At 64.3% G+C, this 14,108-nt stretch carries 9 protein-coding genes and 1 pseudogene; 4 read left to right on the forward strand and 6 right to left on the reverse strand.

Translation table 11 applies throughout. From position 1 onward, the window contains the following. Positions 1-1,116 precede the first annotated feature (1,116 nt). Positions 1,117-3,927: a TonB-dependent receptor gene (locus ASE70_RS03190; RefSeq protein WP_056501316.1), complete on the reverse strand. Its 2,811-nt coding sequence runs from the start codon at positions 3,925-3,927 to the stop codon at positions 1,117-1,119. Positions 3,928-4,277: 350 nt separating this feature from the next. Here ASE70_RS03190 and ASE70_RS19060 point away from each other — a divergent pair. The 4 genes and pseudogenes from ASE70_RS19060 to infC form a co-directional block, all read left to right on the forward strand. After that, a pseudogene (locus ASE70_RS19060) lies at positions 4,278-4,582 on the forward strand (integrase core domain-containing protein); the annotation flags it as partial. Between the two features lie 309 nt (positions 4,583-4,891). Next, the gene (locus ASE70_RS03195) at positions 4,892-5,692 is read left to right on the forward strand and encodes a hypothetical protein (RefSeq protein WP_056501317.1); all 801 of its coding nucleotides are present in this window, start codon (positions 4,892-4,894) and stop codon (positions 5,690-5,692) included. A 131-nt stretch (positions 5,693-5,823) separates the two neighbouring features. Further along, on the forward strand, positions 5,824-7,836 hold the full coding sequence (gene thrS, locus ASE70_RS03200) for a threonine--tRNA ligase (protein ID WP_056501321.1): 2,013 nt from the start codon (positions 5,824-5,826) through the stop codon (positions 7,834-7,836). A 63-nt stretch (positions 7,837-7,899) separates the two neighbouring features. After that, positions 7,900-8,433, forward strand: a complete 534-nt coding sequence (infC, locus tag ASE70_RS03205; RefSeq protein WP_055758887.1) for a translation initiation factor IF-3 — start codon at positions 7,900-7,902, stop codon at positions 8,431-8,433. A gap of 265 nt (positions 8,434-8,698) precedes the next feature. On the opposite strand, the gene ASE70_RS03210 is transcribed toward infC, so the two are convergent. The 5 genes from ASE70_RS03210 to ASE70_RS03230 form a co-directional block, all read right to left on the reverse strand. After that, a complete protein-coding gene (locus tag ASE70_RS03210; protein WP_056501323.1) occupies positions 8,699-8,905 on the reverse strand; it encodes a hypothetical protein in 207 nt (68 codons plus the stop codon). Between the two features lie 39 nt (positions 8,906-8,944). Next, positions 8,945-11,644 carry a [protein-PII] uridylyltransferase gene (locus tag ASE70_RS03215; RefSeq protein ID WP_235519539.1) on the reverse strand — a complete coding sequence of 900 codons (2,700 nt, stop codon included), beginning with the start codon at positions 11,642-11,644 and terminating at the stop codon, positions 8,945-8,947. Between the two features lie 80 nt (positions 11,645-11,724). Continuing rightward, positions 11,725-12,282, reverse strand: a complete 558-nt coding sequence (locus tag ASE70_RS03220) for a nucleotide exchange factor GrpE (protein WP_056394156.1) — start codon at positions 12,280-12,282, stop codon at positions 11,725-11,727. A gap of 20 nt (positions 12,283-12,302) precedes the next feature. Next, positions 12,303-13,343: a heat-inducible transcriptional repressor HrcA gene (gene hrcA, locus ASE70_RS03225; RefSeq protein WP_056501328.1), complete on the reverse strand. Its 1,041-nt coding sequence runs from the start codon at positions 13,341-13,343 to the stop codon at positions 12,303-12,305. Between the two features lie 175 nt (positions 13,344-13,518). Continuing rightward, entirely contained in the window at positions 13,519-14,022 is a 504-nt protein-coding gene (locus ASE70_RS03230) for a DUF6438 domain-containing protein (protein WP_056394152.1), read from the reverse strand. Positions 14,023-14,108: the final 86 nt, after the last annotated feature.

A 14,108-nucleotide genomic window follows, 5' to 3' on the forward strand; every position in this document is an offset into this window, starting at 1 on the left:
TCCAACGCGACGCCACTCGACCCTGGGTTATCTCAGCCCCATGGACTTCGAGCGGCAGGCGCAGGTAGCTTAACCTCGTGTCTACCAGACCGGCAGCAGCTCACATCGTCGTAATACAGGATGTTGCCGTTCAGCCGGGTTTCACAAAAACTTCCGCGACAGAACGCATGACGTGGTAAAACCACCGTGATGTCCTCGCCCGCCATCTTGGCGATAATCCGATCAACGACCGGTCCCGATGGTGATCGGTAGGAACGCGTTCGGCACAGGTTCCGCTGGTTCCCAGTTTTGCCTCCCGCGCAAAACATCGCGGGAGTGCCAGGTCAAACATCCGAGTCGTCCCGATAGGCACGATCTGCTTATGCGGAACCTTACTGCGAATATAATCAAGGACGGAGCGTAAGGCATTCGCGAGGAGGCGCTCGGTCTCGACGTCGCTATGATGCACGACCGTTTCGTACATTGCCGGAAGTGCTGTGGCCTAACTCGGACTGACAACTATCGCATCGAGATCGCGTTGTGTTGCCGCCTCTTCAATCCCAGCTTCGTAAATCCTTGCGCCGTCCCCAGACATTGCGGTGTAATCGATGTACTTCGGAAGTGGGCTACATTTAGATATCGTAGGTTGCCGTACTATCAAGTTGGAATGAAAGGCTGCGTCTTCGATTTCGGGCATCAGATGATCGGTGTGGGAGTCTCGCCCATACCGGCATGTCGTAGCCGGGATTAGCATCTGCCTTACCACTCAAACAAGGAGTGAAATCACCCAAATTACCACCTGCGCGCGACTGCTTGGCACGGCAAAACGACGTCGTGGATTGAAGTCGTCGTTAACGCGCATACCCCGTTTATACGACACTCCTTTTACGAAAACACCGCGCGGTCATTCAGGAGTTGGATGGTACGACGAAAGACATTGCGCTGGGATCTTGTCGAAACGGGTGGCATCGGGCTGCGCCGAAGGTCCCTTACGAGACGTTAGCGCAGCCGAAGCGGTCGTATCGATCCGAGAATGTTGGGGTGCCGACGTCGCCGGCACCCGGCAAGGATTCGTCCACGTTACGAGGGGAGATAAGCGCAAGGTGGTTCGCCTGCCCGCCGGACAGGCGGGAAAGGTCAGAACACGTAGCTGATGTTCAGTAAATAATTGCGCCCGGTCTCGACATAGCCCCCCTTGCGGTCGTTTGAGAGATACGCCTTGCGCTGGCTGGTCGTCGCCCACAGAATGTGTTCGTTGAACAGGTTCTCCACCGACGCACCGATCGTCAGCCCCGTTGCCATGGCATAGTTGAGGATCAGGTTTGCCTTCGTAACCGGCTGAATATAGGTGTCGGGCCGGCTGGAACGCAGGTCGTACAGCCGATCGCCGGTGTAGTTGTAGTTCACCTCGCCGTAAAAGCCGCCATGCTGATAGAAGAGCGCACCGTTGTACATCACGCGCGGGGCGTGCGGCATGCGCTGTTCACGGTCCTGCCCGTTGACGAACACTTGCGCCTGCGCACGCTGTACGGTCACATTGCCCTGCATGCCCAGCCCCGACAACCAGTTCGGCAGTCCGTGCAGACTGTAGCGGCCGAACAGTTCGATACCATAGACCTTGCCCGTCGCATCGGTCGACAGCCGCTCTACCTCGATCCCGCCCTGATCCTCAGGCTGCGCGGTACCCCAGATGTTCAGATCACCGCCGGCGTTGGTCGATCCGGTGGAGAAGAGCACATGGTTCAGCCGTTTATAGAACGGGCTGATCGAGTAAAAGTCGGTCCCCTCGCCGCGCACCTCCAGCGAGGCATCGGCGTTCCATGATTCCTGCGCGTCCAGATCGGGGTTGGGAACGAACACCCCGGTGACTTCGCCCGCGTCGTTGCGGCTGACCCGCGTCGGCCCGAGCAGCAGGTCGAACGCTGGCCGCGAATAGCTTTTGCGGACCGAGGCGCGCACAACCATCCGATCGTTCGGGCGATAGTTGGCTACGACGCCCGGCAGCCATTGGTCATAGCTGCGGTTGGTGGTGACGAACGCCGCGCTCTCCGCATCGCCACGTTCCTGTGTCTGGAAATAGGTGCCCTTGAAGCTGTTGAATTCATAACGGACCCCCGGCACGATCTCCAACTCGCCGAAACGCAGCGTCGCCATCACATAGCCGCCGATACGGTTTTCGGTGCCGTCGAGGCGGTTTTCCTGCAATTTCGTGGGATCGATCCCAGCCAGCTTGGGCGACGACAGGCGCTTGACCTGATCCTCGACGAAATCGGTGTCGACGAGACGGATCGGCACCTGCGCACCGCCGCGCATGAACCCGCCCAGCATTGTACCGGGAACGGCGGACAATGCCGGTCCGGTCGCGGCGTAGCGTGGTGAATTGCTGCCGTCGGCCGCCGGAAAGGTATACTCCAGTGCTCCGTCATCACCCAGCGCGTTCGAATAGCGCTTGGCGTCCTCGACCTTGGTTCCGGCCATGATCGCCACTAGGCCGTGATCGCCATGCTGCCACGTCGCGTCGAACGCGCCTTCAAGGCGGCGTTCCCAAGCATTCTCGAACTGCTGAGTCACATACCACTGCCGGAGCGCCGACAAATCGGTCAGATATGCACGTGCAGCATCATTGACGACGACCTGCGGCCGCGTCCGCTCGCCGATCGACGTAACCATGCGGTAGTTGGCAGTGCCGCTGTTGGTCGCGGTGCCGATATAGGGACGGGCGGCGAAGCCCGACTGGATGCGCAGCGGATAATCCTGCTCACCGCGCGAATAGGCCCCGTGATAGTCGAACGTCAGCGCGCCGCTACGCGACTGGCCGCCGACCTTGGTCGAAAACAGTTTCTGGTTGGAATGTTCGGTACGGAAATAATGCGTCGCGCTCAAGCCATAGTCGGCCCGGAAACCCGACGCGTCGTAGTTGCCGCGATTGGGATTCGGGTTGATCTGGTCAGGCGCGAGTTCGGTCTGGCGCAGCGCAGTCTGGTCCATCCAGCTCTTCAGGCGATACTCGCCATAGGTCGTGCGCGAATACAGGTCGAGATCGTCGCCCTTCCAGTCGAGGTTCAGCGTCGCGCCGCGCCGTTCGATGCGATTGCGGAACGCCTGCCACTGCACGCCGCGCGGCGTAACGTTGTCGAGGTTGTCGCGGATCATGCCGGAAATGTTGACGTTATATTTCTCCCAGTCGTGCTGCATCGCCGTGGATTCGCCCAGCGTATGCTTCAGCCCGTAATAGGCAGAGAGATAGAAGCCGACATCACCGAAGCGCTGCGCGGTTTCGGCCTGCACGGTGCCACCCCACGGATTCTGGTCACGCGCCACCGCGCGACCCGCGATGATCCCCTGCGCGCGGATCTGGACATGATTGTCGGGCAGCGTGAAGGCGGAGGCGGTGCGCAGGTCGATGATGCCGGCGATCGCGTCCCCGTCGTAGCGCGCGGTCGGTGCCTTGTCGACGCGCACCGCCGCCAGTGCGAACGGCGACAGCAGGTTCATCGAGATCGCACGGGTCCGCGCGTCGGTTTGCGCCAGACGCACGCCGTCGAGCATATAGGCGTTGTAGGCGGTATCGAGCCCGCGGATCGACAGATACTGCGCCTCGCCGGTGCCCGCCGCGTTGCGTGACTGGTCGACCGACGAACTGACGCCGGGCAGGCGGGTCAGCAGGTCGGCCAGGTTCTGCTGCGGCTGTGCGCGCAGTTCCTCGCCTGACACCACGGTCGCGAGCGACTGGCTGCGTAGTTGTTCGTCCTGCGCCTTTTCGACGGCAGCCCGGCGTCCGGTGACGACCACGTCGGGTCCGCTCTGCGGATCGTCGATTGCCGGTACCTCGGTCGCCGGCACCGGCGTCTCGATCGGTGCGGCAACCGCGGGCGAGTGCAGCAAGATGGTGGCGGCAGTACCGCACAACAGGCGCAACGATAGCGCCCGCTTCGACGAAGCAGTCATGAATTTCCCCCGGGGATGTACGTTGACGGGATGCCCTCCCGACATCTCCGATGGCGGCAGCTATGTTGGCGACGTGACAGGTTGATGACCAATTGTGGTCATTCCGAGGAAAACGATCAAAACTATGATGATATTATGATATGTCTTTTACGTATTGCTATTTTGAGAACTTTTTGATGATTTGACGTCTTTTCTACTGCCGTGGAAATAATTGGGCATTCCCGTGGCAAACAGGTGTTTGATCCCATGGTTTGATGATGCGATCCTTTCGTTGCAATGGAAGGAAGCCGCATCGGACGAGTTCGTCATGGGTGTGCCACGATCACGCATGCCGTCCGCGCCAGATGCGCTTCGACATGATCTGTGAGGCAAACGACATCGAGCGCCGGCTCACCAAACCCAACCATCCGTGGACCAACGGGCAGGTCGAGCGGATGAACCGGACCATCAAGGCGGCGACCGTCAAACGCTTCCACTACGAGAGCCACCACCCGCTAAGAACGCACCTCGCCGACTTCATTTCTACATACAATTCTGCCCGCCGGCTCATGACGCTCAGCGGCTTACCCTTACAAATACATCGAAGGTCTGGACGACAGAGTCGGACCGGTTCATCGTCAACCCGATCGACCAAACACCGGGACTAAACACCTAGGGTCGAACTCGACCGAGCTGAATCGAGGGGGACCCACACGGGCTTGATTTGGTGATTCAAGATGCCGGTCGGGTTGGAGGCCAACGGCCATCGGCAACCGAACTACACCGGCCGCGACGACGCCTGGCGCGCTGCTCGTTCGGGGGATTGCCGTCCCATCCGCCTTTCGAAGAGGCCGCCGCCCTCGGTGACCGATGTCGACAGCGACGCTGGACAGTCTCTCGCACCGCGCGCTCCATTTGTCGGTTGGGAGGCAATACCCGTTCTTTCCCGTCGCCCTTGCGCTTCGGCTGCGCTAGGGGCTTCGGCGTGGCGACGCAGGTGATTCAACAACGGTTCTCCGCGCAAAGCCCGCCGCCGCTGTCGCGACGTTTGACGACGCTGGTGCTCGTCGTCGCGATCCATGTGCTGATCCTGTGGCTGTTGCTGCGTATCGCCCCAACGATGATGTCGCCGCCGCCGGGTGAAAAATCGCCGCTGGTCGTCGACATGCTGCCCGCCGACCAGGTCGCGCCCGCCGCCGCCCCGGCCAAACAGGTCCAGCGCAAGGCCGCTGCCGGCAGCGCCGCGACCGCCCCGCCCACCGCGACGGTGACGCCGCCGCCCGAGATTCCGCCGCCCCCGCCGGTCCCCGCAGACCGTTCGTCCGACGTCTGGTCGAAAGTCATTCCGATGACCGGCCGCGAATTCGCACGGGCCGCCATCACCCCCGGCACCCGCAGCGCCGAGGGGGTCGGCACCGGCAGTGCGACCGGTGACAGTGGCGACGGCGATGCGGAGGCCGATAGCGGCGGCGGCAGCGGTGGCGGCGAACGCCTTTACGCCGCTGACTGGTATCGCCGCCCGACCCATACCGAGCTGGCAACCTATCTGCCCCGCCGCGCGCAACCGGGCTGGGGCGAGGTCGCGTGCCGGACCATTCCCAACAATCAGGTCACCGATTGCCGCGAAATCGGCCAGTCGGCGCGGGGATCGGGCCTCGCCGGCGCGGTGCGACAGGCGGCGTGGCAGTTCCGCATCCTGCCGCCGCGCGTCGGCGGCCGGCCGCTGATCGGCAGCTGGGTCCGCATCCGGATCACCTATACCGACGCTGGCGCGGCGGTGGAGTAAGGCCGCCATCGTCGTTCCGGCGCAGGCCGGAAGGACGGTGTGGACGAGTGGCGGCGTGCGATCCTTGCCCTCCCCGCCCCCAGCGGCTAGTCGGCAGGCGTTTACCTCCCTTCGTAGTCAGGTCGCTTCGCATGTCCGCAATGTTCCGCATCACCCTCCCCGACGGTGCCGTCCGTGAGGTGACGCCGGGCACTACGCCGGCCGACATCGCCGCCGCGATCTCGCCGGGTCTGCGCAAGGCGGCGATCGCCGCGCGGGTCGACGGGCAGGTGCGCGACCTGAACCGGCCGTTCGACGGCGATGCGTCGCTGGCGCTGGTGACGACGAAAGACGAGGCCGATGCGCTCGAACTGCATCGCCACGACTTCGCGCACGTCCTCGCCGAAGCGGTGCAGACGCTCTACCCGGGCACGCAGATCACCTTCGGTCCGGCGACCGACGACGGCTTCTATTACGACTTCGCGCCCGCGCCGGGCCGTGGGCCTTTCACCGACGAGGACCTGCCGTTTATCGAGGCGGAGATGCGCAAGATCATCGCGAAGGGCGAGAAGTTCGAGCGCGAGGTCGTGACCCGCCAGCAGCTGATCGACCGCTGGACGCAGCAGGGCGAGACCTTCAAGGCCGAATGGGCCGCCGAACTGCCCGAGGGCGAGGAACTGACCATCTATCGGCAGGGCCAGTGGCTCGACATGTGCCGCGGGCCGCACCTCGAATCGACGGCGAAGCTCGATCCGCAAGCGTTCAAACTGACCCGCGTGTCGGGTGCCTATTGGCGCGGCGACCAGAAGAACGCGATGCTCAGCCGCATCTACGGCACCGGCTGGCTGTCGAAGAAGCAGCTCGACGCGCATCTGACCCGGCTGGAAGAGGCCGCCAAGCGCGACCATCGCAAGCTGGGCGCGGAAATGGACCTGTTCCACCTCCAGTCCGAAGCGCAGGGTTCGGTCTTCTGGCACCCCAAGGGGTATATGATGTGGCGCCAACTGGAGGCGTATATGCGCCGCCGGCTCGACGCGACCGATTATCAGGAAGTGAAGACGCCGCAGCTAATGGACGCGCGGCAGTGGGAACAGTCGGGCCATTGGGGCAAGTATCGCGAGAATATGTTCGTGGTGCCCGACGAAATCCCGAACACCGAGGATGAGGGCGCGATCGTCAGCGCCGATGCCGACCTGATGGCGTTGAAGCCGATGAATTGCCCGGCACACGTCCTGATCTTTCGTCAGGGGATCAAGTCGTACCGCGACCTGCCGATCCGCATGGCCGAATTCGGCTGCTGCCACCGCAACGAACCGCATGGCGCGCTGCACGGCATCATGCGCGTCCGCCAGTTCACGCAGGACGACGCGCATATCTTCTGCCGCGAGGATCAGCTGGTGCAGGAGGTTCGCGACTTCTGCGAACTGCTCGACTCGGTCTATCGCGATCTGGGCTTCACCGACTATGCGGTGAAGCTGGCGCTGCGCCCCGACAAGCGCTTTGGCAGCGACGAAATGTGGGACACGGCCGAGGCGGAGCTGCGCGAGGCGGTGCTGTCGTCGAACCTGTCCGAAGACATCAAGGCGAAGTTCGAGGAACTGCCGGGCGAAGGGGCCTTCTATGCGCCCAAGCTCGAATTCCATCTGACCGACGCGATCGGGCGGACATGGCAGGTCGGCACGATCCAGTCGGACCGGGTGCTGCCCGAGCGACTCGACGCGACCTATGTCGGCGAGGACGGCAATCGCCACCGCCCGGTGATGCTGCACCGCGCGATCCTCGGCACGTTCGAACGCTTTCTCGGCATCCTGATCGAGCATCATGCGGGCCGCATGCCGATGTGGCTGTCGCCGGTGCAGGCGGTGGTCGCGACGATCGTGTCCGATGCCGACGATTATGCCAACGAGGTCGCCGCCGCGCTGAAGGCCGCCGGCATCCGCCTCGAAACCGACCTGCGCAACGAGAAGATCAACTACAAGGTGCGCGAACACTCGCTCGCCAAAGTCCCGGCGCTGGTCGTGGTCGGCAAGCGCGAGGCGGAGGAACGCACCGTCGCGTTGCGCCGTCTGGGCAGTCAGGGACAGGCGGTCATCGCGCTCGACGAACTGGTCGCAATGCTGTCGGCAGAATCGCTGGCACCCGATCTTGCGCGGAACCTTTCGTAATCGTGCAGAATTGACTATATAGAAGTTTCGAACACTGAAGGAGCAGCACCTATCCGTCCGCCCATGATGCGTCGCCCGAATGCGCCGCCGCCGATGAACGGCCCCCGATTCAACGAGTTCATCCAGTCGCCGAAGGTCCGCGTAATCGACCATGAGGGCGAGAATCTGGGTGTGATGTTCACGCGCGAAGCGATGGCGCAGGCGCAGGAGGTCGGACTCGATCTGGTCGAGGTGTCGCCGAACGCCGACCCGCCCGTCGCGAAGTTCCTCGACGTGGGCAAGTTCAAGTACGAGGCGCAGAAAAAGGCGAACCTCGCGCGCAAGACCCAGAAGACGCAGGAGATCAAGGAGATCAAAATGCGTCCCAACATCGACGATCATGACTATGATACGAAGATGAAGAAGGTCGAGCAGTTCATCACCGAGGGCGACAAGGTGAAGGTCACGATGCGGTTCCGCGGGCGCGAATTGAGCCACGGCCAGCTTGGCATGGCGGTGTTGCAGCGCGTCGCCGAGGCGACTCAGGAAATCGCCAAGGTCGAAGCCTATCCGCGCATGGAAGGCCGGCAGATGCTGATGGTGTTGTCGCCGAAATAAGCACCGGTTCGTCCGACGTGCGAAGCTGAAAAGCCGCCATGTCCTTGATTGGACGTGGCGGCTTTTCCGTAACAAGTGCGATCCGTCCGGGTGATCCTCACCACAGGACAGCCCCAGATGCCGACGGCGCATGGCGAAATAGCTCCCGCCCGATCTGATCAGAACCGTAGCGTCGTGGTGTCGGGTTCGATCGTGCCCCGGCGCACAGGCGAACTTGCGGTTCGGTCGGCGTGCCCGACAGTCTTCAGGCTTTGGTCCAAGCAGCTCAATCGCCGCCGCCACCGCCACCGTCGCAGCCACCTCCGTCGCTGCCACAGTCACCCGACGAGTCGCTGCCGTCGAAACATCCGACGATAACGTTTCCCCCGTCATCCACTCCGGCATGGCGGAGCTTGCGGCGGTGCGATGCGATCGCGACGAGGGCGATCAGCAGAACGGCGATGACCAGTACGGCCAGCAGGATCAGGTCCACAACCCGATCCTGCTGCAATCCCGATCGATTCGCAAGGAATTACGCGAAGGCGCTGAAATCCTTGCCCGCTGCGGCGTCGAGCATCCGTCGTTCGAGCGACTTTAGCCGTAACTGGCCGGTGATGCGGTCACCGGTCAGGTCGGTGACGTAAAAGGTGTCGACCGCGCGTTCGCCATAGGTGGCGACATGGGCGGAGTGCAGCGTCACCTTCGACTGGAACAGCGCCTGCGCCAGATGGTGGAGCAGCGCGGGGCGGTCGCGGGCATTAACCTCGATCACGGTGAAGCGATTCGAGGCGGCATTGTCGATCAGGACGTTCGGCTCGATCGGGAAGGCTTCCGCACGGACACGCGAGAGCGGCTTGGCAGCGAGGCGGTCGGTCAGTTTCATGCGATTGGCCAGTGCGTCGGCGATCGCCGTCTTCAGCCGCTGCAACTGCCCCGCTTCGTCGAACGGACCGCCCAGCGGATTCTGGACGAGGAAATTGTCGAGCGCCATGCCGGTACGCGTCGTATGAATGCGCGCATCGATGATGTTGCCGCCCGCCGCGTGGATCGCCCCGGCGATGCGATAGAACAGCCCCGGATGATCGGCGGCATGGACGGTGACGACGGTTGCGCCGCGATCCTCGTCGACGCTGGTTTCGATCGTCAGGCGCACGTCGCCCGACTGATCAACCATCCGCGCATTGGCGGCGATCACGTCGTCGGGCTCGGCGATCCAATAGGCCGGCGGCAGGTGCCGGACATAGGCTGCCAGCGTATCCTTGTCCCAACCCAGCGTCTCCCGCAGCCGTTCCTGCTTTTCGGCAATGCGTTCGTCGCGGCCGCGCTGCTTGTGGCCAAGACGCAGCACTTCCTCGGCGGTTTCGAACAAGGTGGTCAGCAACTGCCGTTTCCACCCGTTCCATGTGCCGGGACCGACCGCGCGGATATCGACGACGGTTAGCACCAGCAACATGCGCAGCCGCTGCGGCGATTGCACGACGCTGGTGAAGTCGAGGATCGTCTTAAAGTCACTAAGGTCACGCTTGAACGCCGTTGCCGACATCAACAGGTGATAGCGGACCAGCCATGCGACCGTCTCGGTCTCGGCCGGGGTCAGGCCCAGCCGGGGGCACAGCCGTTCGGCGACTTCGGCCCCCAGGATCGAATGATCGCCGCCCCGGCCCTTGGCAATGTCGTGGCACAGGACCGCGACGAAGAGCGCGCGCCGCTGGACGATGCCGCCGAACAGGGCGGTCGACAGCGGATGCTCCTCGCGACAGATGCCGCGTTCGACCTGCGACAACAGGCCGATCATGCGGATCGTGTGCTCGTCGACGGTATAATGATGGTACATGTCGAACTGCATCTGCGCGACGATGCGGCCGAAATCGGGAATGAAGCGGCCGAACACGCCGCACTCGTTCATCCAGCGCAGCACCAGCTCGGGGTCGCGCGGCGACGTCAGCACGTCGAGAAACAGCTGGTTGGCGCGGGGATGCGAACGGACATGCGCCGCCATGCGCGCGTCACGCGACGCCGCGCGCATCGCCAGCGGATGGATTTCCAGCCCGTGCAAATCGGCAAGCGCGAAGATTTCGATCAACCGCACCGGGTCCTGCGCGAAGAAATCGTCCTTGGGCAGCGCGAGGCGGCCGCGGTCGAGCACGAAGCCGTTCAACCGCCGCGGCCGCCGTCGCAGCCGCGGGAGACCGAACCGGCTGCCCCGCGCGGCATAGGTTTCGTCGAGATGGCTGAGGAACATGCCGGTCAGGTCGCCGACCCGCTTCGCCTGCAGAAAATAATATTGCATGAAGCGTTCGACGCGCGATTTGCCGACCCGGTCGCTGTAGCGCATCCGCGTCGCGATCTCGGTCTGCACATCGAAGGTCAGCCGTTCTTCGGCACGGCCGGTGATGAGGTGGAGGTGACAGCGCACCGCCCACAGGAAATCCTCGGCCCGGTTGAACTTGCGCAATTCAGGCGCGCTGAGCAGCCCGACCCGCACCAGATCGGCCGCACGGCGGACGTTATAGGCGTATTTGCCGATCCAGAAGAGGGCGTGCAGGTCGCGCAGCCCCCCCTTTCCTTCCTTCACATTGGGTTCGACGACATAGCGAGTGTCGCCCATCCGCTTGTGCCGGGCATCGCGCTCGGCCAGTTTTTCGGCGATGAAGGTCCGCGCGGTCCCGTCCTGCACCTCGTTCTTGAAGCGCTGCGCCGCTTCGCCATACAGCGCGGTGTCGCCCCATACATAGCGCGCCTCGACCAGCGCGGTGCGGATGGTGACGTCGCCCTTCGCCTGCCGGACCATCTCGTCGAGCGAACGCGACGAATGACCGACCTTCAGCCCGAGATCCCATAGCGCGTAGAGGATCGATTCGATGACCTGTTCGGACCAGGGCGTCTGCTTCCACGGCGTCAGCACGCCGATATCGACGTCCGAATGGGGGGCCATTTCCCCCCGCCCATAGCCACCGACCGCGATCAGCGTCATCCGTTCGGCCGCGGTCGGATTATGGTTCGGGTGGACGTGTTCGACGATGAAGCCGGCGAGCGCGACGAGGATCGCGTCGGTCAGATAGGCATAGGCGGCGGACGTCTCCAGCCCGTGGCTGGGGTTGGCATTCAGCCGCCGTTCGATCTCCCCCCGACCGCGCACCATCGCGTCGCGCAGCACGGCGGTCGCGGCACGGCGCAGGGCCGTGCCGTCCTGACCGCCGGTGCAGAGTGCCGCGAGCGACGCCGCCAGCACCGCCGGCTCGACGATCGCCTCTGGATGGACGATCCGTTCGAACCGGGGCGGCGTGGCCAGGTCGGGCCGAACCGTGTCGCTCAGGCCCCGCCCTCCGGCGTCTTGGCCACGCCGACCAGCGCCGGCCGCAGCAACCGGTCGCGGATCATGTAACCGGTCTGGATTTCCTGCACGACCGTGCCCGGTGCGACGTCGTTCGACGGCACCTCGAACATCGCCTGATGCTTGTTGGGGTCGAGCGTCTCGCCAATCGCCACCATCTTGGTGATGCCATGGCGGCCGAAGATGCTTTCCAACTCGCGCCCGGTCGCTTCGAGGCCGACGATCAGGCCCTTCAGCCGGTCGTCGCCGCGCAGGTCGTCGGGGATCGCCGACAGCGCGCGCGACAGATTGTCGGCCACCGACAGGATGTCGCGCGAGAACGCGGTCGCGGCATAGGCGCGGGCGTCGGCCACTTCCTTTTCGGCGCGGCGGCGCACATTCTGCAGATCGGCCCGGGCATACAGGGTTTCGGCCTGCGAATCGGCCAGCTTCGCTTCGAGGTCGGCGAGGCGATCCGCTTCGGCGACTTCGGGCGCGGCCTCGGCGGTGGCTTCGCGCAGGTCGTTCGTATCGTCGTTGGCGGGAGTGTCGTTCATTCCGGTCTCTTCTTGTCCTGTCAGCCGAGCAGCCGCGTCAGGGTCGCGGCGGTGAAATCCACCATGGGCACGACGCGGGCATAGTTCAACCGGACAGGCCCGATCACGCCGACGACGCCGACCACGCGCCCGTCCAGCGCGCGGACCGGCTTGGCGATGACCGACGATCCGGTCAATGCGAACAATTTGTTTTCCGATCCGATGAAGATGCGCGCGGCATCGCCGTCCTGTGCCGATTCGAGCAGGCGGGCGATCTCTTCCTTGCCCTCCAGTTCGTCGAGCAATTGGCGCACGCGGTCGAGGTCGTGGGCGGCAGCGGGATCGATCAGCCGGGCCTGTCCGCGCACGATCAGCACCGGACGCTGTCCCCCATCCTCGCTCCACATCGCCAAACCGGCCTCGACCAGCACGCGGGCAGTCGCATCGAGTTCGGCGCGTTCCTGCCCGATCTCGCGCAGGATGCGGGCGCGGGCCTCGCTCAAGGTCAGGCCGGACAGCCGCGCCGTCAGGTAATTGCCCGCCTCGACCAGTGCCGCAACGCCGGTGCCGGGTGCGACGTCGAGCACGCGGTTCTCGACCGATCCGTCGGCCCCGACCAGCACCGCCAGCGCGCGGGTGCCCGACAGCAGCACGAACGACACCTGTTTGAGCACCGGTTCGCGCTTGGGGACCAGCACCACGCCGGCACTGGCGGACAGGCCGGACAAGGCAGCGGCGGTGCCGGCCAATGCCTCCTCGACCGGGCCAGCGGTATCGGCCTGTGCCTCGATCGTCGCGCGTTCCTGAGCGGAGGGCTCCATCGCGTGCATCATGCCGTCGACGAACAGGCGGAGACCCGTTTCGGTCGGCATCCGCCCCGCGCTGACATGCGGCGCGGCAAGCAGGCCGGCCTCCTCCAGATCCTGCATCACCCCCCGGATCGATGCGGGCGAAAGGTTCAAGCCGGAGAGTTGCGCGATGGTGCGCGACCCGACCGGCGCACCCGTCGACAAATAGCTGTCGACCACGATCCGAAACACGTCGCGGGCGCGGTCGGTCAATTCATGGATCGGTTGGGGCATGGGGGGAATGTAGGGCGGGAGCGGCTCGCGGAAAAGCCAATCCTCCCCACTCCGTCGGGAGGGGGACCGCCGCGAAGCGGTGGTGGAGGGGGTTGGCCTTACGACGCGACCGGGCCGTGTGCCGCGCTCCCCCTCCACCAGCTTCGCTGGTCCCCCTCCCCGTGCCGGGGAGGAGTTAGTTGGCGGCGATGAACTGCCCGATCGGCAATTCCTTCACCGCCCCCCGCAACGCCGCACCGGTCCGGCCGTCATCCGCCGCACCGCAGCCGAAATAATAGGACAGCCGCTGCGACGCGCCGCTGATTTCGTTCCAACGGATATCGACCGAGGGCATGTCGGTCGGCGCATTCTCGCATCCCGGCTGGCCCGGTTGCAGCAGCCGGTCGCCCTGCGCCGGACGATAAGGGCGTATCTTCGCGGCGAACGCCCGATATTGCGCCGGCGTCGCCCGGAACACACGCGTGCCGGTGACTGCGGTGAAGCGACGCCCCTCGAACACGCCCGAACCGTCGGGCTGAATGGTCACCGAATAGACCGGACAGGTGCCGAAGCACGGCGATGTCTCATAGGTGATCGTCTCGCGCTCGATCGCGACCGGCGCACCTTCGGTGGTCGTATTGCCGACCGCCATCACGCAGCCGCCGAGTATCGGCAGCAATCCCAAGGCAATGATCTTCATGAAGCCGCTCCCTGTTACGGGCCCGTCGTTTCGGACCCGTCACAGCGGCGTACCGCGCGGCGACTGGCGCGGCGATGAACGGACGG

It is taken from the genome of Sphingomonas sp. Leaf22, from assembly GCF_001421715.1.
GTDB lineage: Bacteria > Pseudomonadota > Alphaproteobacteria > Sphingomonadales > Sphingomonadaceae > Sphingomonas.

Bases quoted from the DNA above. Each gene is read 5' to 3' on its own strand.
- ASE70_RS03190 (WP_056501316.1), bottom strand. From the start codon at position 3,927: ATGACTGCTTCGTCGAAGCGGGCGCTATCGTTGCGCCTGTTGTGCGGT.
- thrS (WP_056501321.1), top strand. From the start codon at position 5,824: ATGTCCGCAATGTTCCGCATCACCCTCCCCGACGGTGCCGTCCGTGAG.
- infC (WP_055758887.1), top strand. From the start codon at position 7,900: ATGATGCGTCGCCCGAATGCGCCGCCGCCGATGAACGGCCCCCGATTC.
- ASE70_RS03220 (WP_056394156.1), bottom strand. From the start codon at position 12,282: ATGAACGACACTCCCGCCAACGACGATACGAACGACCTGCGCGAAGCC.
- hrcA (WP_056501328.1), bottom strand. From the start codon at position 13,343: ATGCCCCAACCGATCCATGAATTGACCGACCGCGCCCGCGACGTGTTT.
- ASE70_RS03230 (WP_056394152.1), bottom strand. From the start codon at position 14,022: ATGAAGATCATTGCCTTGGGATTGCTGCCGATACTCGGCGGCTGCGTG.